Origin of the sequence: Pseudomonas nitroreducens, assembly GCF_014204515.1 — a bacterium.
GTDB lineage: Bacteria > Pseudomonadota > Gammaproteobacteria > Pseudomonadales > Pseudomonadaceae > Pseudomonas > Pseudomonas nitritireducens_A.
The window spans coordinates 93,736-113,129 of sequence record NZ_JACHLI010000025.1 but is presented as its reverse complement, the minus strand read 5'-3'; the positions used below and the strand labels follow the sequence as shown (position 1 = coordinate 113,129).

21 protein-coding genes and 1 pseudogene are annotated in these 19,394 nt (G+C 66.7%); 15 read left to right on the top strand and 7 right to left on the bottom strand.

Annotated features, from left to right (window positions below; all coding sequences use genetic code 11):
• Window positions 1-292: 292 nt before the first annotated feature.
• From HNP46_RS25525 to HNP46_RS25515, 4 genes and pseudogenes are all read left to right on the top strand, one after another.
• Window positions 293-574: a peptidylprolyl isomerase gene (locus HNP46_RS25525; protein ID WP_184594568.1), complete on the top strand. Its 282-nt coding sequence runs from the start codon at window positions 293-295 to the stop codon at window positions 572-574.
• 234 nt (window positions 575-808) lie between these two features.
• Window positions 809-1,585, top strand: a pseudogene (locus HNP46_RS36235) (PAS domain-containing protein); the annotation flags it as partial.
• Complete coding sequence (locus HNP46_RS36230) at window positions 1,565-2,125, top strand: methyl-accepting chemotaxis protein (RefSeq protein ID WP_409372471.1); 561 nt, start codon at window positions 1,565-1,567, stop codon at window positions 2,123-2,125. The pseudogene HNP46_RS36235 and the gene HNP46_RS36230, both read left to right, overlap by 21 nt.
• A gap of 114 nt (window positions 2,126-2,239) precedes the next feature.
• Window positions 2,240-3,355: a PilT/PilU family type 4a pilus ATPase gene (locus HNP46_RS25515; RefSeq protein ID WP_184594563.1), complete on the top strand. Its 1,116-nt coding sequence runs from the start codon at window positions 2,240-2,242 to the stop codon at window positions 3,353-3,355.
• 316 nt (window positions 3,356-3,671) lie between these two features.
• Here HNP46_RS25515 and HNP46_RS25510 read toward each other — a convergent pair whose 3' ends face one another.
• Window positions 3,672-4,946 (bottom strand): SGNH/GDSL hydrolase family protein, encoded by a 1,275-nt coding sequence (locus HNP46_RS25510; RefSeq protein ID WP_409372470.1) that lies wholly within the window; start codon window positions 4,944-4,946, stop codon window positions 3,672-3,674.
• 60 nt (window positions 4,947-5,006) lie between these two features.
• On the opposite strand from HNP46_RS25510, the gene HNP46_RS25505 reads away from it, so the two are divergent.
• Window positions 5,007-5,918 (top strand): LysR family transcriptional regulator, encoded by a 912-nt coding sequence (locus HNP46_RS25505; protein ID WP_184594559.1) that lies wholly within the window; start codon window positions 5,007-5,009, stop codon window positions 5,916-5,918.
• A gap of 98 nt (window positions 5,919-6,016) precedes the next feature.
• Entirely contained in the window at window positions 6,017-6,568 is a 552-nt protein-coding gene (locus tag HNP46_RS25500; RefSeq protein ID WP_184594557.1) for a hypothetical protein, read from the top strand.
• Here the strand turns inward: HNP46_RS25500 and HNP46_RS25495 are convergent.
• Together HNP46_RS25495 and HNP46_RS25490 are read right to left on the bottom strand one after the other, a co-directional pair.
• A complete protein-coding gene (locus HNP46_RS25495) occupies window positions 6,565-7,470 on the bottom strand; it encodes a YihY/virulence factor BrkB family protein (protein WP_184594555.1) in 906 nt (301 codons plus the stop codon). The genes HNP46_RS25500 and HNP46_RS25495 overlap by 4 nt on opposite strands.
• Before the next feature lie 154 nt (window positions 7,471-7,624).
• Window positions 7,625-8,059 (bottom strand): PGDYG domain-containing protein, encoded by a 435-nt coding sequence (locus tag HNP46_RS25490; protein ID WP_184594553.1) that lies wholly within the window; start codon window positions 8,057-8,059, stop codon window positions 7,625-7,627.
• Window positions 8,060-8,282: 223 nt separating this feature from the next.
• On the opposite strand from HNP46_RS25490, the gene HNP46_RS25485 reads away from it, so the two are divergent.
• The 3 genes from HNP46_RS25485 to HNP46_RS35935 all read left to right on the top strand — a co-directional run bounded on the left by HNP46_RS25485 (window position 8,283) and on the right by HNP46_RS35935 (window position 9,130).
• Window positions 8,283-8,720: a hypothetical protein gene (locus tag HNP46_RS25485; protein WP_184594551.1), complete on the top strand. Its 438-nt coding sequence runs from the start codon at window positions 8,283-8,285 to the stop codon at window positions 8,718-8,720.
• A 10-nt stretch (window positions 8,721-8,730) separates the two neighbouring features.
• Window positions 8,731-8,919, top strand: coding sequence for a hypothetical protein (locus tag HNP46_RS25480; RefSeq protein ID WP_184594549.1), 189 nt, complete (start codon window positions 8,731-8,733; stop codon window positions 8,917-8,919).
• Window positions 8,920-9,001: 82 nt separating this feature from the next.
• Window positions 9,002-9,130 (top strand): hypothetical protein, encoded by a 129-nt coding sequence (locus HNP46_RS35935; protein ID WP_017516671.1) that lies wholly within the window; start codon window positions 9,002-9,004, stop codon window positions 9,128-9,130.
• A gap of 1,068 nt (window positions 9,131-10,198) precedes the next feature.
• Here HNP46_RS35935 and def read toward each other — a convergent pair.
• Together def and HNP46_RS25470 are read right to left on the bottom strand one after the other, a co-directional pair.
• Window positions 10,199-10,738: a peptide deformylase gene (def, locus tag HNP46_RS25475; RefSeq protein WP_184594547.1), complete on the bottom strand. Its 540-nt coding sequence runs from the start codon at window positions 10,736-10,738 to the stop codon at window positions 10,199-10,201.
• 60 nt (window positions 10,739-10,798) lie between these two features.
• On the bottom strand, window positions 10,799-11,233 hold the full coding sequence (locus tag HNP46_RS25470; RefSeq protein WP_184594545.1) for a hypothetical protein: 435 nt from the start codon (window positions 11,231-11,233) through the stop codon (window positions 10,799-10,801).
• Window positions 11,234-11,481: 248 nt separating this feature from the next.
• On the opposite strand from HNP46_RS25470, the gene HNP46_RS25465 reads away from it, so the two are divergent.
• From HNP46_RS25465 to HNP46_RS25455, 3 genes are all read left to right on the top strand, one after another.
• The gene (locus HNP46_RS25465) at window positions 11,482-12,036 is read left to right on the top strand and encodes a magnesium transporter (RefSeq protein WP_184594543.1); all 555 of its coding nucleotides are present in this window, start codon (window positions 11,482-11,484) and stop codon (window positions 12,034-12,036) included.
• 211 nt (window positions 12,037-12,247) lie between these two features.
• Window positions 12,248-13,678 (top strand): arginine-ornithine antiporter, encoded by a 1,431-nt coding sequence (gene arcD, locus HNP46_RS25460; protein ID WP_184594541.1) that lies wholly within the window; start codon window positions 12,248-12,250, stop codon window positions 13,676-13,678.
• A 58-nt stretch (window positions 13,679-13,736) separates the two neighbouring features.
• A complete protein-coding gene (locus HNP46_RS25455; protein ID WP_184594539.1) occupies window positions 13,737-14,150 on the top strand; it encodes a DUF5064 family protein in 414 nt (137 codons plus the stop codon).
• A 19-nt stretch (window positions 14,151-14,169) separates the two neighbouring features.
• On the opposite strand, the gene HNP46_RS25450 is transcribed toward HNP46_RS25455, so the two are convergent.
• Together HNP46_RS25450 and HNP46_RS25445 are read right to left on the bottom strand one after the other, a co-directional pair.
• Window positions 14,170-15,006, bottom strand: coding sequence for a CvfB family protein (locus HNP46_RS25450; RefSeq protein ID WP_184594537.1), 837 nt, complete (start codon window positions 15,004-15,006; stop codon window positions 14,170-14,172).
• Between the two features lie 313 nt (window positions 15,007-15,319).
• Window positions 15,320-17,089, bottom strand: coding sequence for an ABC transporter transmembrane domain-containing protein (locus HNP46_RS25445; RefSeq protein WP_184594535.1), 1,770 nt, complete (start codon window positions 17,087-17,089; stop codon window positions 15,320-15,322).
• Window positions 17,090-17,246: 157 nt separating this feature from the next.
• Here HNP46_RS25445 and HNP46_RS25440 point away from each other — a divergent pair, with 157 nt between their 5' ends.
• The 3 genes from HNP46_RS25440 (at window position 17,247) to HNP46_RS25430 (ending at window position 19,394) form a co-directional block, all read left to right on the top strand.
• On the top strand, window positions 17,247-17,447 hold the full coding sequence (locus tag HNP46_RS25440; RefSeq protein WP_024765957.1) for a hypothetical protein: 201 nt from the start codon (window positions 17,247-17,249) through the stop codon (window positions 17,445-17,447).
• A 172-nt stretch (window positions 17,448-17,619) separates the two neighbouring features.
• Window positions 17,620-18,729 (top strand): AI-2E family transporter, encoded by a 1,110-nt coding sequence (locus HNP46_RS25435; RefSeq protein WP_184594533.1) that lies wholly within the window; start codon window positions 17,620-17,622, stop codon window positions 18,727-18,729.
• A gap of 56 nt (window positions 18,730-18,785) precedes the next feature.
• The gene (locus tag HNP46_RS25430; RefSeq protein WP_184594531.1) at window positions 18,786-19,394 is read left to right on the top strand and encodes a DUF4893 domain-containing protein; all 609 of its coding nucleotides are present in this window, start codon (window positions 18,786-18,788) and stop codon (window positions 19,392-19,394) included.

Here is a 19,394-nt window from a genome sequence, read left to right as displayed (position 1 = left end):
AGTCTCCTACCGTCTGGCTTGCAGAAGCGGACTTTGTCCCTCCACCCCCGACAGGTTCCTACCCTAACGCCATACAAGCGGACTCCGTCCGCGATCGCTCTCCGCCGGCACGTCCTCCCTCTGGGCGAGGCCAATCGCGGATAAATCCGCTCCTACGCGCGTTCCGGCCGCTGCAACAGCAGGCCAGCGCTCGCTCCTGCACAACGCCGCACCATCACGCGCCTGGCATTGGGTTCGCGCCTGGAATCGGCTAGGCTTCGCCCTTTCCTACTGCCTGTTCAGGAGTTATCCCATGGCCCGTGCATCCGCCCGTCACATCCTGGTTTCCAGCGAAGCCAAGTGCAATGAACTCAAGACTGCCATCGAAGGCGGCGCCGACTTCGCCCAGGTGGCGCGCGACAATTCCACCTGCCCGTCCGGCCGCAGCGGCGGTGACCTGGGCAGCTTCCGTCCGGGCCAGATGGTCCGCGAGTTCGACCAGGTGGTCTTCAGCGCGCCGCTGAACGTCGTCCAGGGTCCGGTGAAGACCCAGTTCGGCTACCACCTGGTGGAAGTGACCAGCCGCGAGGACTGATCGCTCCGCCGCGCCGCGCCCCGTCCGTGGGCGCGGCCATCCCTCCCCTTGCGCACCGCCCACCGGCCCTTGAGCAGCGCCCTGCTCCCAGCGCCCGAAACCGACGCCAGCCCTTGCCCCATGGGTGCCCGGCGAAACTCGATGGCCCCTAAAGTCGTGGCCGCATCAGCCGATGCAGTGGATGAAGCAACCCGGCAGCAGCCTGGATGCCCCACCACTTGAGAATGCCCACGAATGTTCAATTCGCGTTTGAAGCAGGAACTGGCCGCACTGCGTGAAGAGCTCGCCTCGGTGAACGAGGTCCGCGCCAGCCTCGAAGAGGAGATGCTTGTGCTCTTCCTCGACCCCCGTGGGCGCATCGAATCGGTGAACGCCAATTTCGAGAAGGAAATGCTCCACCGCGGCGACCAGCTGATCGGCCGTCCGCTGCTGGACCTGATCCCCGACCATGTGCGCGGGCTCGATTTCCATCTCAAGGTCAAGTACGCCATCGAGCGCGGCGAACACCTGGCCGGGGTGATCCGCCTGCTGCGCGGCAACGGCGAGGAAGCCTGGCTGCGCTCGATCCTGCAGCCGATGCACGACAGCGCCGGGGTGGTGCGGCACTTCTCGCTGTACGCCAGCGACCTGACGCGCACCATTGAGAACTCCCGCGAGCACGAGAACCTGATCGAGGCGCTGCAGCGCTCCACCGCGGTGATCGAATTCAACCTGCAGGGCGAAGTACTCACCGCCAACGATCGCTTCCTCAATTCCATGGGCTACAGCCTGCAGCAGATCCAGGGCAAGCATCACCGCATGTTCTGCGAACCGGCCGAATACAACTCGCCGCAGTACGAAGCCTTCTGGGCCAAGCTGCGCCGCGGCGAATTCGTCGCCGACCGCTTCAAGCGCGTCGACAGCCGTGGCCGCGAGGTCTGGCTGGAAGCCTCGTACAACCCGATCATCGACGCCCACGACCGCCTCTACAAAGTGGTGAAGTTCGCCACCGTGATCACCGACCAGGTGAACCGCGAGAACGCCGTGGCCCAGGCCGCGACCATCGCCTTCGACACCTCGCAGAGCACCGACGACAGCGCGACCAAGGGCGCGGCGGTGGTGCAGCAGACGGTGGATGTGATGCGTGAGCTGGCCAACCGCATGCAGGAAGCCGCCCAGGGCATCGAGGCGCTGGACCGCCAGTCCCAGGCCATCGGCGCGCTGGTGCAGAGCATCCGCAGCATCGCCGACCAGACCAACCTGCTGGCGCTCAACGCCGCCATCGAAGCCGCCCGCGCCGGCGACCAGGGGCGCGGCTTCGCAGTGGTCGCCGACGAAGTGCGCCAGCTCGCCTCGCGCACCAGCGCGGCCACCGAGGAGATCACCAAGGTGGTGGAGCAGAACCAGCAGCTCGCCGGGCAAGCCGTGGCGATGATCGACCGCGGCCGGCAGCAGGCCGAACTGGGCCTGGAGCTCTCCGGCCAGGCCGGCACGGTGATCATCGAGATCCAGGACAGCGCCCAGCGCGTGGTCGACGCCGTCGGCCAGTTCGCCAACCAGCTGTCGAGCTGAGGCGCTTCCCTGCGGCACGTCAACACGGCGTGCCGCAGCCTCCCCTAGTCTCCCGTCCGGCATTGCAGCTAGGCTCAGTGCAGTTGCACCCATTCGCCTGCCAAGGACGGTTCCATGAACGACTCCACCCTCCCCGACGTCTTCCACTACCTGCGCCAGCTGCCCGAGCAGAACGGCTCGGACATGTTCTTCAGCGTCGGCGCGCCGCCGCACCTGAAAGTCGAGGGCCACAGCCAGCCGGTGGGTGAACGGCTGCTGGGACCGGGCGAGGTGAAGACCCTGGCCTGGCAGTTGATGTCGCCAGCCCAGGTGGAAGAGTTCGAGCGCAACCTGGAGATGAACCTGGCGCTGAGCGTGGCGGACGTCGGGCGTTTCCGCGCGAACATCTACTACCAGCGCGGCGAGGTGGCGATGGTGGTGCGCCTGATCAAGCAGGTGATCCCCGAGGTCAGCGCCCTCGGCCTGCCGCCGATTCTCGACAAGCTGGCGATGCAGGACCGCGGGCTGATCCTGGTGATCGGTGCGGCCGGCGCGGGCAAGTCGACGACCCTGGCGAGCATGCTGGATTTCCGCAACCGCCACCGTTCCGGGCATATCGTCTGCATCGAGGACCCCATCGAGTTCCTCCACACGCACAAGAAATCGATCATCGACCAGCGCGAGGTCGGCCTGGATACCCACAGCTACGAGGACGCCCTGCGCAACGTGCTGCGCGAGGCGCCGGACGTGATCATGCTCGGCGAGATCCGCGACGCCGCCACCATGCAGCACGCCCTGCACTATGCCGAGACCGGCCACCTGTGTGTGGCCACGCTGCACGGCACCAGCTGCCGGCATGCCATCGAGCGCATCACCCGCTTCTTCCCCGACGAGGCGCGGCCCCAGGTGCTGGCCGACCTGTCGCAGAACATCCTCGCGCTGGTCGGCCAGCGCCTGGTGCCCGGCACCCAGCAGCGCCGCGCGGTGGCGGTGGAGCTGGTGCTGGGCACGCCGCACATCCGCGGGATCATCCAGCGCGACGAGCTGCCCGAGCTCAAGGGCGCGGTGGAACGTGCGCTGGAGAGTGGCATGCAGAGCTTCGACCAGAGCCTCTACCAGTTGCTGGAAGCGGGCCGCGTCAGCGTCGCCGATGCGCTGAAGTTCGCCGATTCGCGCACCGACCTGGCCTTGAAGATCAAGCTGGAGCGCGGCATGGACGATGACAGCACGGGGTCGGCGTTCGGCAGCTAAGCAAGCCTGGTCGGAGGGTGCCAGGGTGGGGCCAATCGCGGACAGAGTCCGCTCCTACAAGGGAAACTCCTTCGCGAATGGCGGCCATATCCCCCGCCCTCTCCCTGAAGGGAGAGGGAGCTATCCGTGCCGGCTGACGCCACCGTTTCAACCTGCACCGAACGGTCCCCTCTCCCTTCAGGGAGAGGGTTAGGGAGAGGGGAATCCCAGGCACGGTCTGTCAGAGAAAGACAGTTGCTCCTACGTATCCTGTTAGCGCTTGCGTAGGAGCGGACTCCGTCCGCGATAGATCCCCGGCAACGCCGAAATCCAGGCGTCATATCCCCTGCAGCAGTGCATCGATATCCACCGCTTCCGCCATCGCCCGATTCCCCGCATCCCCCGGATGCAGGTGATCGCCGCTATCGTAGGCCGGCAGCAGGCGCTGCGGGCGGGCCGGGTCGCGCAGGTGGGCGTCCAGGTCGAGCACCGCGTCGAACTCGCCGCTGTTGCGAATCCACTGGTTCAGCTGCTGGCGCAAGGCTTCCTTGTTGGCCGCATGGTAGTGCTCGATGGGCGAGCCGCTCAGTGCCCGCTCGAACGGCAGCAGGGTCGCACCGACGATGCGCACTCCCTGCACGTGGGCCTGGGCGATCAGTTGCCGGTAGCCGGCGATCAGGTCCTCGTATTGCACCAGCGGGTTGTTCGGCGCGAAGGTGCTGCCGGGCCAGGAGATGTCGTTGATCCCCAGCAGCACGATGGCCGCCCTCACTCCCGGCTTGCCGAGCACATCGCGCTGGAAGCGCGCCAGGGCGCTCTGGCCCATGCCGTCGGAGAGCAGTCGCGCGCCGGAGATGCCGGCGTTGATCACGCCCACCTCACGCGCCGCCAACCGCTGCGCCAGCACGTCCGGCCAGCGCTGGTTGCCGTCCAGGCTGGCGCCGCGGCCATCGCTGATCGAATCGCCCAGCACCGCCACCACCGGACGTGGCGCGGCCGACTCGACCAGCACATCGGCGAGGAACAGCCGCGCCTCCATCCCGCCGTCCGCCGGCAGCTGCGCCGCGTCCAGCTGTTCGCCCGGTCCGCCGTAGACGCGCTGCTTGCCGTCCCAGTGGAAGCTTTCGATGGCGGTGGGCTGCGGCAGGTAGATCGATACGGCCAATTCGCCCAGCGGCGGAACGGCGAGGTCCAGCGGATCGCTGAGCAGCTCGGCGCCCGGTGCGATGTAGGCGGTGGGCTGGCCGGCGAAGGTCAGGCGCCGGCTCGGACCTTCGAGCCGGCCGGCCGATGCGGCGAGGGCCACGGCAACACCGCCGATAGCTACCGGCTGGCTGCCATAGGCATTGGACAGGGCGATGCGCACGCGCTGCCCGCCCAGGCTGACCTTCACGGTCTGCCGCAGCGTGTGGTTGCCGATCACTGGCGGCACCCCCAGCGGCAGCGGTGCTTCCTTGCCCCAGGTGCGCTGCGGGCTGGCGCTCCAGGTCGCCTGCCAGTGGCCTTCGTCGGCCTGCGCCAGCGGCAGGACCAGGGTGATCAGGGTGGCGAGCAGAAAGCGTTTCATGGCATTCCTCGATAGCGGTGATGGGATGAGCACAGGCTCAGCCATTCCCAATCACAGCGGTAGACGGCATATTTGCAGACCCACCATTCGATAAACGAATAGGACATGGATACCCTCAAGGCGTTGCACTGTTTCGTCCGGGCCGTGGAGCTGGGCAGCCTGTCCGCCGTGGCGCGCGAATCCGCCAGCAGCCAGCCGACGGTGAGCAAGACCATGGCCGCCCTGGAACGCCAGGTCGGCACACAATTGCTGATCCGCAGCACCACCCGCGTGCAGCCGACAGAACAGGGCCGGCGCTTCTACGAGCACGCCCGGCAGACGCTGGAGAGCTACGCCGAAGGCGTCAGCGAGGCCCGTGGCGAGACCGAGCAGGTCCGCGGTCGCCTGCGGGTCAGCGCGCCGGTGAGCCTGGGCGTGCTGCGGCTGAACGCGCTGCTGCTGGAGTTCATGCAGCGGCACCCGGAAGTCGAGGTGGAGCTGCTGCTCAACGACCGCTTCGTCGACCTCGCCGAGGAAGGCATCGACCTCGCCCTGCGCCTGGGCGGCGAACTGCCCGAGCAACTGATCGCCCGCCCGCTGGCGCGCTCGCCGCGTTACCTGGTGGCGTCACCGCGGTGGATTGCGCAGCAACCGGCGCTGGCCAGCCCCGCCGACCTGCCGCTGGCCGACTACCTGCGCTTCGCCTGGCTCGACGCCGGGCAGAACCTGTTGCTGCGCCACGCCGACGGCCGCGACCTGAACCTCGCCACGCGCAGCCGCTACACGGTGAACAGCTCCCTGGCGATCCGCGAGAGCTACTGCCTGGGCGCCGGCTTCGGGCTGACGCCGGCCTGGCTGGTGGCCGACCTGCTCGCCGAGGGCACGCTGCAGCAGTTGCTGCCGGACTGGCGCGGCCCGACCCAGGAGGCCAGCCTGCTGTATCCTTCGCGTCGCTACCTGCCCGCCCGGACCCGCGCGCTGATCGATTTCCTCATCGAGCGCCTGCCGCAGCTGCCCGGTTTCGAAGCCCTCGGATGACCGGTGGCGAGCGCTGGCGGCTATGCTTTTCGGCAAACGACAGAACCGGCGCGCGCCCCGACCGGTCGAACCCTGATATCCGTTCCCGAGGGACCTTCATGGGCAAGCACCCCACGCCTTACCTGCTCACCGCCCTGGCCCTGCCGCTGCTGCTGGCCGGCTGCTCGACGTCCGCCACCAGCCCCTGCGACGAACCGCTGAGCGGCGAGGCCTGCCGCCAGGAGCGCCTGCTCTACCAGAACGACATGCTGCAGGCGAAGCTGCTGATCGCCACCGGCGACCTGGCCAACTATGAGCTGGCCGAAGCCCTGCTCGCCCGCGCCCTGGAGAAGGACGAACGCGGCGAGGCGAGCTTCTACATGGCGCTGCTGAAGATCAAGGAAGGCCCGCAGGTGGACGAGGTGCTGCCGCTGCTGGAGAAGGCCGCCGACGCCGGCCAACCCTATGCCGTGGCGCTGCTCTACAAGATCTGGTCGGAACCCTTCCTGGTGGAGCAGGCCGATCCGCAGAAGGCCCAGCAGTACCAGGAGGACTACGGCCACCTGGACGTCGCCAGGAGCGGCTATCCGTCCTTCGACAAGGCCACCGCGCTGGTCAACGCGCTGCTCAGCGAACCGCCCGCCGTGGCCGGTCAGCCGGCGCAGCCCTAGCCCTGTTCCGGCGCCGGCGTGGCCTCTTCGAAGGTCTTCTCGCCCGGCGCCTTGCCGTGGGGCAGGTGGTGCTCGATCACCGCATTGAGCTCCGCACCCAGCAGCAGCACCGCCGAGGAGATGTAGAAGTACAGCAGCAGGACGATGATCGCCCCGACGCTGCCGTACATGGCGTTGTAGTCGGCGAAGTTCTTCACGTAGTAGCCAAAGCCCAGGGATGCCGATATCCACAGCACCACCGCCAGCATCGAGCCGGGGGTGATGAAGCGGAACTTCTGCTGCACGTTGGGCGTGACGTAGTAGATGATCGCCACCGCCATCATCATCAGCAGCACGATCACCGGCCAGCGCAGGATGCTCCAGAGGATCACCACGAATTCCTCCAGGCCCACCTTGGCGGCGATCCAGCCCATGACCTGCGGCCCGAGGATCATCAGCGCCGCAATCAGCATCAGCATGGCCACCAGGCCGAAGGTGTAGAACAGCGACAGCGGGATGCGCTTCCACGCCGGGCGGCCTTCGCGCACGTCGTAGGCAGCGTTGAGCGCGATCATCAGCGAGCGCACCGCCGCCGAGGACGACCACAGCGCCACCACGATACCGATGGACAGCAGCCCGCCCTGGCGCTGCTGCAACTGGTCGATCACCGGGTTGACCTGCTCCAGCGCCTGGGCCGGCAGCACGTAGTCGGCCTGCTGGCGGAGGAAGTCGAAGAATTCGGGCAGGTGCAGGAAACCCAGCAGCGCGATGAGGAACAGCAGGAAGGGAAACAGCGAGAACAGCCCCTGGTACGCCAGGGCCGCGGCGTAGGTGGGCATCTCGTCGTCGAGAAACTCCTTCACCGTCAGCTTGAGCAGTTTCCAGGGCCCCAGGCTGAGCCCGCGCATATCCATGAATCGCATTCCGCACCGTCCTCCCGATGAGCGCTCCGCCAGAGGGCGGCTGCAGGGTGGACCCGCAGCGCCGCGGCAAAGTTGCAACAAAAGCGCGGCGCAGAGCGCCGGCCAGGACAGACCATAGCCGTTTGCGGCGGGATGAGGCCAGTGCGGATGCCCGTCAGTCGGCCAGGCGATAGACCTTGGCGAAGCGTTCGGCCTTGATCACGCCGTAGTCGCCGGGCGCGTACTGCAGCACCCAGTCGCCGGCCGCACCGGTGAGGCGGTCGCCACCGGCCGAGCGCAGCAGGGTGAAGGGTTCGTCCATGCGTCGACCCAGCAGCGTAGTGGGCACATTGCGGTAGGCGCCGGGCTGGCCATGGACGAGCGCCGCATCGGCGGGCCGGTATTTCGGATCGAAACGCTCGCGGGACACGACCCAGCGCTCGCCACTCGCCGCGCAGATGATCGCGTCGCCCACGGCGTAGCGGTTGGGGCCTTCCAGGCTGATCAATTCACCCGGCGCCGCGGCGAATTTGACGGTGACGGTTTCGTCCTTCACCACGCGTTGCGCGGCGGGATCGGCGGCGAGGTCGATCTGGGTCAGTTCGAGCATGGCGGGCAGCAAACCTGCAAAAGAATGGGTGGGGAACGGCCGCCGGCAAGCCTACCCGCAAAAGAATCGCCCCGCGAGCGGCTGGCGGCCGGCGGTGCTCTACACTCACACGCCATGAGCGCGCCGTCAGCGCACAGCCGACCGAACCCGGCCACGCCCTCGCGGTCGCAGCTACTGAACCTGCACCTTCGCCCCACCCCCATCAGCCGTACAGGAATCTCCCATGCCGCTTGCCCGTCTCGCCCTGCCCTTGCTGTTGCTCACCAGCCTGGCCGTCCACGCCGACGACTCCCCCGACGAAGCGAAATTCCTCAAGGAATCGGCGGACTACTTCGACCAGGTGACCAAGGCCAACCTGCCGCGCCAGGTAGACAAGGTGACCACCCTCAACAGCGTGCAGCTCGACCCGGCGAAGAAGATGCTGTATTACCGCTACGCCATTTCCAACCTGCGCCTGGACGCCATGGACCTGGGCGCCCGCGCCAAGTTCGAGAGCGGCCTGAAGAAGCAGCTGGAAAGCACCACCTGCGAGCAGACCGACCTGCTGCAGCGCTTCCGCGAACACCACCTGGGCGTCACCCACGAGTACCTGGGCAGCGATGCCAAGCCGCTGGCCAGCATCACCATCGACCCGCAGACCCTGAGCTGTGCCAAGACCTGATCCGTCACTGATGAGCCGCGCCGACTACCACCAGCAACACGCCCAGCGCGCCGTGGCCGAAGCCCGGCGCCTGCTGGCCGAACGCGACAGGCTCGGCGCCCGCTGGTTGCCCTGGGTTGCCGCCGAGCTGTACCAGCTCAGCCCACCGCATTACGCCAACATGGTGCGCCGCGAACTGCAGCGCCTGGCCGCTGGCTGAACGGCCGCACGGCCTGGCGCGGCGGGACTATGCTGAAGCAGTCAGCCCTCGACCCGAGGGCGTCCCTTCGGAGGACAGACGTATGAAAGGCCTCGACGCGAAGAAACAAGCGAAGAAGAAACCGCTGAAAACCGCCCACGAAAAACGCATGGCCAAGCGGCAGAAGAAAACCGGCAAATCCCTGCTGGGCACCCCGCAGCAGCCCTCCTGATCGTTCCCATCGGCGAATCGGCGTACAACCGGCGGCGGTTGTACGCCCTGCCCTGTGCCCACCCATTTCTCCCTGGCAGCGCGTAGGGTCCCGTTGGATCAGCTGCAGTGGGTTGCGGTTCGCGAGCAAGCTCGCTCCTACAGGTAGCACTGCAGGTTGGCGTCATGGCCGGGCCACGGAGTACGCCGCGGGGATTTCGCGGACAAGGTCCGCTCCTACGAAAAGCCACTCCATGCCGCTTTGGCTTTGGCTTTGGCTTTGGCTTTGGCTCTTAGAGACTTCCAGAGAAACATCCGCACACTCCGAATGCCCCGTTCAGGAGGCCTCGTTGAAGCGCAGTTTCAGGGGTTGAGCGACATGGATGTCGCGAGAGCCGCGATGGGCCAGGGATGGCCCTTCGTGGGGGGACGCCTAGTTCGGGCCCCTGAAACTTCGCTTCAACGAGGGGATTTTTCGCCTAAGCGAAAAACCGGATGTCCGAGGCAAGACCTTTGCCTCCTTTGGGTGGGGCGGCCATCCGTCGTTTGCCAAAGGAGGTCGCCCGAGGGGGCGAAACAAGAAGTGCGCGCGCACGCCAAAGCGGCGCAGGAAAACCCAGCCCAAAGCAAAAGCATCGCGGACGGAGTCCGCTCCTACCACAGCTCAAATATCGACGTTCGTGCATAGGGGCCGGGCGGTTTGCTGGTTACCCGTAGGAGCGGACTTTGTCCGCGATGGCGTCCGGCGCGATGCAGGCCAATCGCGGACGGAGTCCGCTCCTACGACAGCTCAAATATCGATGTTCGTGCATAGGGGCCGGGCGGTTTGCTGGTTATCCGTAGGAGCGGACTTTGTCCGCGATGGCCTCCGGCGCGATGCCAGCCAATCGCGGACGGAGTCCGCTCCTACGACAGCTCAAACATCGACGTTCGTGCATAGGGGCCGGGCGGTTTGCTGGTTACCCGCAGGAGCGGACTTTGTCCGCGATGGCGTCCGGCTCGATGCAGGCCAATCGCGGACGGAGTCCGCTCCTACGACCACTCGAACACCGGCGCTTATGAAGGAAGTCTTGCGGCGAGCATCGGGCGATCAGTCATCCGCCGCCGGATCGAGCCCCGGGAACAGCACCTCGGTAAAACCGAACTTGCCGAAGTCAGTGATCCGCGACGGGTACAACCGACCGATCAGGTGATCGCACTCGTGCTGCACCACCCGCGCGTGAAATCCCTCCACCGTGCGGTCGATCGGCTGCCCCTGGGGATCGACGCCCTGGTAGCGAATGCTTCGATAACGGTTCACCGCGCCGCGCAGGCCCGGCACCGACAGGCAACCCTCCCAGCCCTCTTCCAGCTCGTCGACGATGGGTGTTATCAGCGGATTGAGCAGGATGGTCGGCGGTACCGCCGGCGCATCCGGGTAGCGCTCGCTGCGCTCGAAGCCGAAGATCACCAGTTGCAGGTCGACGCCAATCTGCGGCGCCGCGAGCCCGACGCCCCCCACGTGATGCATGGTCTCGAACATGTCATCGATCAGCTGCTGCAACTCGGCGCTGCCGATCATGGACTCAGGCACCGGCGGGGCGATGCGCAGCAGGCGCTCGTCGCCCATCTTGAGAATCTCGCGGATCATTACGATCTCCTGCCTCGTGAAGAGCCGCATCCTCTGCCAGCCGCGGCCGCTACGCAAGCCTCAGCCGGCCATTGCCAGGGCACAGCCCAGCGCACCCAGCAGGCCCAGCAGCACCAGAGCCCCGACCTTGTGCTGCAGCTGGTCCACGCGCCGCAAGCCGGGCATGTCGCCGCTCTCGGCCAGGCGCCAGCGCCGGAACACCAGGGCGGCGCAGTACAGGTTCGCCAGGATGGCGAGAGCGGCGAATACCAGCTTCGCCCAAAGCCACCCGGACAGGCTGCCGCGTATCAGCTGCGGGTACAGCAGCCACGCCCCCGTGAGCCCCACCGCCGCCAGTGCCGGCAACTCGATCCAGCGATCCACGCGATCATGCAGGCTGGCCAGCAATGACCACTGCTCCAGCGCCGCCAGGCGGCGCTCGAAAACGATCTCCACCAGCACGCATCCCAGCCAGAGTCCCGCCGCCGTCACGTGTATCACCCATGCTCCGCCCATCGCGCTGCTCTCCTCCCCAGGGAAGCCCACTATGGTGGGGATGGGCCGGCGAATCCCTGAGGCGGGTCAAGCCTCGCACCGGCTCGCCGGCCTCACGCGGGCAGCCTGTCGCCCCAGCGCTGCCCGAGCGCGCCCGGTGCTAAACTGCCTTGCAGGTCATTTGTGCTGAATGACTGCGATCTATGGACTAATTTCGGCAATCCTTGCTGATTTCTTCATGGGGGATTCCTGGGGGCAGGAGACTCGTCATGAACCGGCATTACTACCTCAGCGACAACCTGGACGACCTCGAACAGGTCGAGCAGGAGCTCAGCAAACGCGGCATCGGCCTGGAGCAGATGCATGTGCTCAGCGAGCGCGATGCGGAACTGCAGGAGCACCACCTCCACGAAGTGCCCTCGATGATGAAGAAGGACGTGGTGCACTGGGGCAAGATCGGCGCGCTGATCGGCGCCGTGCTGGCGGTCCTGGTGCTGCTCGGCGGCTACTTCGGCGGCTGGAACCAGACGGCCGCGGGCTGGGTACCGATCATCTTCCTTGCCGTGGTGCTTGGTGCGTTCAGTTTGTGGGAAAGCAGTTTCTTCGGCCTGCAACGCCCCAGTGCGGACGTGCGGCGCTTCCAGGACAACCTGCAGGAAGGTCGCCACGTATTCTTCGTCGACGTGAAACCCGAGCAGGAGGCGGCACTGGAACGGGTCGTCGGGCTGCACCCGCGCCTGCAGGTCGCCGGCTTCGGCAGCGCCACGCCGGCCTGGTGGCTGTCGGTGGAACAGGCCTGGAATCGCTTCCGCCACATGATGTGAGGAGCACCGGCGGCTTGCTGCACTGCTCCTCCGCGCCCGCAGCGGCCAGCGGTCTGGCCACTGCGGGGCGGGCGAATGCCCCTTGGCGGAGCGAATGGGCGGCCGTTCAGGAATCATTCAGGAACCGTTAGCCTGCTATTGATTCATGTCAGCCGGGTACCTCCTGTCGAACTCGACACTATTCGAGTCCCATTTATCAGGAGGCTGGGAAATGTCCACATCGCCCAACCAGAAACTCGGTCTGGCCGCGCTTACCGCCCTGGTGGTCGGCTCCATGATCGGCGGCGGCATCTTCTCGCTGCCGCAGAACGTCGCGAAAAGCGCCAGCCCCGGCGCCGTGCTGATCGGCTGGGCGATCAGCGGCGTCGGCATGCTGATGCTCGCCTTCGTCTTCCAGAGCCTGTCCAGGCGCAAGCCGGAACTGGACGCGGGCGTCTACGCCTACGCCAAGGCCGGCTTCGGCGACTACATCGGTTTCAACTCGGCCTGGGGCTACTGGATCAGCTCCATGCTCGGCAACGTCAGCTACTTCGTGCTGATCTTCAGCGCGCTGGGCTACTTCTTCCCGGTGTTCGGCGAGGGCAACACGGTGATCGCCTTCGCCTGTTCGTCCCTGCTGCTGTGGGGCCTGCACTTCCTGATCCTGCGCGGGATCAAGCAGGCAGCCTTCATCAACCAGGTCACCACGGTCGCCAAGGTCGTACCCATCGTGCTGTTCATCCTGATCGGCCTGGTGGCGTTCGACATGGACCTGTTCACCGCCGACTTCTGGGGCCACGGCCATGTCGATTTCGACAGCGTGATGAGCCAGGTGCGCAACATGATGCTGATCACCGTGTGGGTGTTCATCGGCATCGAAGGCGCCAACCTGTATTCGGGCCACGCGAAGAAACGCTCGGACGTCGGCACCGCCACGGTGATCGGCTTCGTCTCGGTGATGGCGCTGCTGGTGCTGGTGAACGTGCTGTCCATGGGCCTGATGAACCAGGCGCAGCTGGCCGGCCTGCCCAACCCGTCCATGGCCTATGTGCTGGAGCACGTGGTCGGCCACTGGGGTGCGGTGCTGATCATCGCCGGGCTGGTGGTCTCGCTGTTCGGTGCGCTGCTGGCGTGGATCCTGCTGAGCGCGGAGATCATGTTCGCCGCCGCCCACGACCACACCATGCCCAGGTTCCTTGCCCGCGAGAACGACAAGGACGTGCCGGTGAACGCGCTGTGGATGAGCAACGCCACGGTGCAGGTGTTCCTGGTGGTCACCCTGTTCGCCGCCAGCACCTACACCAGCCTGGTGTACCTGGCTGCGTCCATGGCACTGCTGCCCTACCTGTTCTCCGCCGGCTACGCCGTGCTGCTGTGCCTGCGCGGGGAAAGCTACGAGGGCCTGCTGCGCGAGCGCCGCAAGGACCTGGTGATCGGCGCCATCGCGCTCATCTACAGCCTGTGGCTGGTGTACGCCGGTGGCATGGACCACCTGCTGCTCTCGGCGCTGCTCTACACCCCGGGCGCGGTGCTCTTCGTGATGGCCAAGCGCGAACGCGGCGAGCGCGTGTTCAGCAAGGCGGAATGGCTGATCTTCGCCGTGCTGCTGGCCGCGACCCTGGCTGCCGGCTACGGTCTTTACGCGGGCCAGCTGAGCCTCTGAGGCCAGTTCCCGATGCCCGCGGCTGCGGCCGCGGGCTTTTGTGCTTGAGGAGGAAAGCATGACCACGTCCACCGGGGTCACCATCCATTCCACCGCCGGGCTCGACCGCCAGCAGTACCGCATCCGCCTCAGCTATGCGGTGGAGAACGCCGCCAGCCGGGATGCCGTGGTGAAGTTCGAGTTGGAGGGCGAGATCGACGGCCTGCCGTTCAGGGACGGTTTCGAGCTGCCCGGCGACATTGCCTTCAACTTCGCCGGCAGCGCCACCCGTGTGCTGCGCCGCCATGGCCTGCGGGTCTGTTCCGGGCCGGTACTGCGCTTTCGCCAGGAACATGACCGGGTGTTCGACGATCTGCGCCGTCAGTTGAAGGCCGCGCCGGGCACGCCCATCGATCTGCAGCGCATGGGCTCGCTGGCCCCGGCGCAGCCGCGTTGCGCGGTGGCCGAGTCCATCGTTCGCGGGCGCGGCTGAGCCGTCAGCCGCGCAACGCTCAGGCCAGTTCGATGCGTTCGTCGTGGATGACGATCAGGCCCTGCTTGAACAGGCCGCCGATGGCCTTCTTGAAGTTGCCCTTGCTGACCCCGAACTGCTGCGCGATCAGCTCCGGCGGGCTCTTGTCGCTGAGCGCCAGGGTGCCGCCGGCCTCGCGCAGGGCGGTGAGGATCTGCTCGCTGAGCGCGTCGGAAAGACCGGCGCCCGCCGGTTGCAGGCTCAGGCTGATCTTGCCGTCGGCGCGCATTTCCTTGATGTAGCCGGTCTCGCGCAGGCCGTTGCGCATGAACTTGAAGACTTCGTTCTTGTGGATCAGGCCCCAGTGCTTGCCGTCGATGATGGCCTTGTAGCCCAGGTCGGTGCGCTCGACCACGAGCAGGTCCACCTGCTGGCCGACCTTGTAGTTGGCCGGGACGTTGTCCAGGTAGCGATCCAGGCGCGCGGTGGCGGTGATGCGGCGGGTGCGCTCGTCGAGGTAGACGTAGACCACGCAGTAGTCGCCGACCTGCAGCGGGCGCTTCTCCTCAGAATGCGGCAGGAGCAGGTCCTTGGGCAGGCCCCAGTCGAGGAACAGGCCGACGCGGTTGACCTCCACCACCTTCAGGCTGGCGAAGCCGCCGACCTGCACCTTGGGCTTCTGGGTGGTGGCGATCAGGCGGTCTTCGCTGTCCAGGTAGATGAACACGTTGAGCCAGTCGCCGACCTCGGTGGGTTCGTTCTTCGGCACGTAGCGCTTGGGCAGGAGGATTTCGCCATGGCTCTCGCCATCCAGGTAGAGACCGAAATCGGTGTGCTTGGCCACCTGCAACGAATTGAACCGACCTATGACTGCCATGACGCTTACCTCGTGAACGGGGCGGGCATTCTACGCCCATTGGCGCGATCTGGCTGCCGCCGGTTGCCGGATCGGGGGCGCGTCATCGACGCGCAGCGCGGGCCTGGCCCGCTTCTACAAGAACAGCACCGAATTGAAATGCGTCCGTAGGAGCAACTGTCTTCTTCTGTTTGTTCGTGCCTCGGATTTCCCCTCTCCCTAGCCCTCTCCCTTCAGGGAGAGGGCAGTCCCCGCGAAGAACTTTACGTAGGAGCGGACTCCGTCCGCGATGTGGTCGCAACGCACCGGAGGCCATCGCGGACAGAGTCCGCTCCTACAGGTTTTCCTTCTGGCCGAACTGCAACTCGGCCAGACGGGCATACAGGGGACTGCTGACCACCAGCTCGGCATGCCGCCCCAGGGCGACCAGCCGGCCGTGCTCGATCACCGCGATGCGGTCGGCGTTGAGTACGGTGGCCAGGCGGTGGGCGATCACCAGGGTGGTGCGATCGCGCATCAGCCCCGGCAACGCCTGCTGGATCAGGTGTTCACTCTCCGCATCCAGCGCGCTGGTGGCTTCGTCGAGCAACAGGATAGGCGCATCCACCAGCAGCGCGCGGGCGATCGCCAGGCGCTGGCGCTGGCCGCCGGACAAGCCCAGGCCGCTCTCGCCCAGATGCGTCTGGTAGCCCTGGGGCAGGCGCAGGATGAATTCGTGGGCATGGGCGGCGCGGGCGGCGGCTTCCACCTCGGCGTCGCTGGCGCCGGGGCGGCCGTAGCGGATGTTCTCCTCCACGGTGCCGAAGAACAGCGCCGGGTTCTGCGACACCAGCGCGAAGCTGCGGCGCAGGTCGGCCGGGTCGAGCTGGGCGATGGGTTGGCCGTCGATCAGGATGCGCCCCTGCTGCGGGTCGTAGAAGCGCAGCAGCAGGTCGAACAGGGTGGACTTGCCGGCGCCGGACGGGCCGACCAGCGCCAGGGTCTCGCCCGGCGCCACGCGCAGGTCGATGCCGTCGATGGCCCACTGCTCCGGACGCGAAGGATAGGCGAAGCGCACGGCCTGCAATTCGATGCTGCCGACGATGCGTTCGGGCAGGTGCAGCAGGTCGCTGGCCGGGGCATGGATTTCACTGCGCGCCCGCAGCAGCTCGGCGATGCGCTCGGCGGCGCCGGCCGCGCGCTGCAGCTCGCCGATCACCTCGCTGAGCGTGCCGAAGGCCATGCCGACGATCAGGCTGTAGAACACGAAGGCCGCCAGATCGCCGGGGCTGATGCGCCCGGCGATGACGTCCATGCCGCCGACCCAGAGCATCACGCCCACCGCGCCGAGCACCAGCAGGATCACCACGCTGACCAGCCAGGAGCGCTGCATGATGCGTTTGCGCGCGGTGTCGAAGGCGTCCTCCACGGTGCGACCGAAGCGCGCACGGTCCTGCGCCTGGTGGTTGTAGGCCTGCACCGTCTTGATCTGGCCGAGGGACTCGCCGACGTAGCTGCCGACGTCCGCCACGCGGTCCTGGCTGAGCCGCGACAGGCTGCGCACGCGGCGGCCGAACAGCAGGATCGGCGCGATCACCAGCGGCAGCGCGGCGACCACGATGCTGGTCAGCTTGGCGTTGGTGAAGAACATCAGGATCACCCCGCCCAGCAGCATCAGCACGTTGCGCAGCGCCATCGACAGCGAGGAGCCGATCACCGACTGCAACAGCGTGGTGTCGGCAGTCAGCCGCGACTGGATTTCCGAAGCGCGGTTGTTCTCGTAGAAGCCGGGGTGCAGCTGGATCAGGTGGTCGAACACGCGCTGGCGGATGTCGGCGACGAAGCGCTCGCCGATCCACGACACCAGATAGAAGCGCACGAAGGTTCCCACCGCCAGGCACAGCACCAGCAGGAAGAAGATGCCGATGGCGCGGCCGAGCAACTGCTCGGACTGGGTGATGAAACCCTGGTCCACCAGCAGGCGGATGCCCTGGCCCAGGGACAGGGTAATGGCAGCGGTGAACAGCAGAGCCAGCAGGGCGCCCAGGGCGCGCCAGCGGTACGGAGCGAGGAACGAGCGGGCCAGACGCAGGGCATTGCGCTGACGGGACGACAACAGGGACATGGTGGGCTCGGAACGGCCGGGATGGGCAGAGGGTAGCACCGCCGCGGCGCACCACGCGAAGGACGATTCAGGCAGCGCAATGGGACCGTTCGTTCCATAACCGCCCCGAAAGCTGCTCGTTTGATGTACAATGGGCGGCCAATTTGCGCAGACAGGTATGGCAGATATGACTACCAAGCCCTCCACCCGCCAGAAAGCCGCCCCCAAGGCCCCCGCCGCGACCGCTACCAGCGAAGCGCTGGAAGCCCAGATCGCCGCCTTCCTGAACTCCGGCGGTGAGATCCAGCAGATCGCCAAGGGCGTGACCGGTCAGAACTACGGCGCACCGAGCCGCCACATCAGCCTCGGCAAGAAGTAATACCTGCTGGCAAGCCTGCCGCACCCCGGCAGGCTGCCCGCCTCGCACCCGCACTTCGCGCTACCCCTCCGCAATTCCGAACATCCTTTATTGCTGTGCACCTTGCACTCGGGCAGAGTCCGCCGATAGTTAGGACTGGGCCAAACCGAGGCCCCTCGCAAGGAGCAACCCCATGCTGCCCTCTCCGGAAAAGCTGCTGTCGCGCAACCTGCTCGACGTACTGATCCGCGCCGGCCTGATTCTTCTGCTGGCTCTCTTCTGCTTCCGCATCTTCCATCCTTTCCTCGACCTGATGCTGTGGTCGGTGATCCTCGCCATCACCCTCTACCCGCTGCACCAGCTGTTCAGCGGCTGGCTGGGCGAGCGGCCCAACAGCGCGGCGACGCTGATCGTGGTGCTGGGCCTGGTGATCCTGCTGGTGCCGGTGGTGGTGATCGGCCTGTCCATGGCCGATTCCGTGCGCGATCTGGTGCACGCCATCCAGAACCGCACCCTGCAGATCCCGCTGCCGCCCGAATCGGTGCAGAACTGGCCGGTGATCGGGCAGTACGTCTATCCCTTCTGGACCCGCGTGGCGACCGACTTCATGGGCGTGGCGCACCAGATGGCCCCGCACCTGCAGGGCGTGGCGAAGAAGGTCGCCGGGCAGGCGGCGGGCGTGGGCATGGGGCTGATGCAGTTCCTCGCCGCGTTCATCATCGCCGGGGTGATCATGGCCTACGGCAAGCTGGGCAGCCGCACCGCCTGCGACATCGCCATCCGTATTTCCGGGCCGGACCGCGGCCCGAGCCTGGCCGAACTGTGCACCGGGACCATCCGCGCAGTGGCCCAGGGCGTGGTCGGCGTGGCTTTCATCCAGACCCTGATCCTCGGCCTGGGCTTCATCGTCATGGGCATTCCCGGCGCCGGCCTGCTGGCCCTGGGCGTCCTGCTGCTGGGCATCACCCAGTTGCCGGTGGTGCTGATCACCCTGCCGGCGATCATCTATGTGTTCATGACCAGCGACTCGCTGCTGGTGACCATCCTGTTCACCGTCTGGACCGTGGTCGGCGGCCTCTCCGACAACGTGCTCAAGCCATTGCTGTTCGGCCGCGGCAGCAAGGTGCCGATGGCGGTGATCCTGATCGGCGCCCTGGGCGGCATGCTCAGCAACGGCATCATCGGCCTGTTCGTCGGCCCGGTGGTGCTGGCCCTGGGCTACGAGCTGTTCATGTCCTGGGTGCATGAACGCGAGGCGCCCGTTACGCCCCCCGTCGAACCGCCCGCGCCACCGCTGTCCTGACCCTCTTCGCCCGAGGCTCGCGCCGCGGGCATCCACCCTGCAATGGAATGCTGACAATGTCGAAACGCTGCTCCCTCGCCACCGCCCTCCTCGCCGCCGGCCTGCTGCTCTCGCCGCTGGCCTTCGCCGAAGAGCCAGCCACCGTCTGGCCCGCCGTGGTCAACGCCGCCGACCAGCAGCGCCTGGACCGGCTGGACAGCGACGTCAGGCAACTGCTCGACCAGCTCCAGCAGAGCTCGGACGAAACGGCCCGCAACGAGGCGCTGAACCTCTACCGCATCGTCCTGGAAGACCCGCAGCCGCTGGCCGATGCCGCCCTGACCGGCAACTGGAAGTGCCGCTCGGTACAGATCGAGACCCAGGCGCTGTACGGCTACCCGAACTTCAAGTGCTCGGTGCGGCAGACGCCCAAGGGCCTGTTCCTGGAGAAGACCAGCGGCTCGCAGCGCATCAGCGGCTACCTGCAGCGCCTGGACGACAAGCAGCTGGTATTCGTCGGCGGTGCCTCGGTGAACGACGATCCGCAGGTGGGCTACAGCGGCCTGGAGCAGGCGGCCGCGCGCGAGTCCGACGTGGTCGGCGTGGTGCGTGACTCCCACGATGGTTTCGTCCTGCTGGTGCCCGAGCAGCTGGGCGGCTACAACCTGTTCCGCTTCACCCGCTGA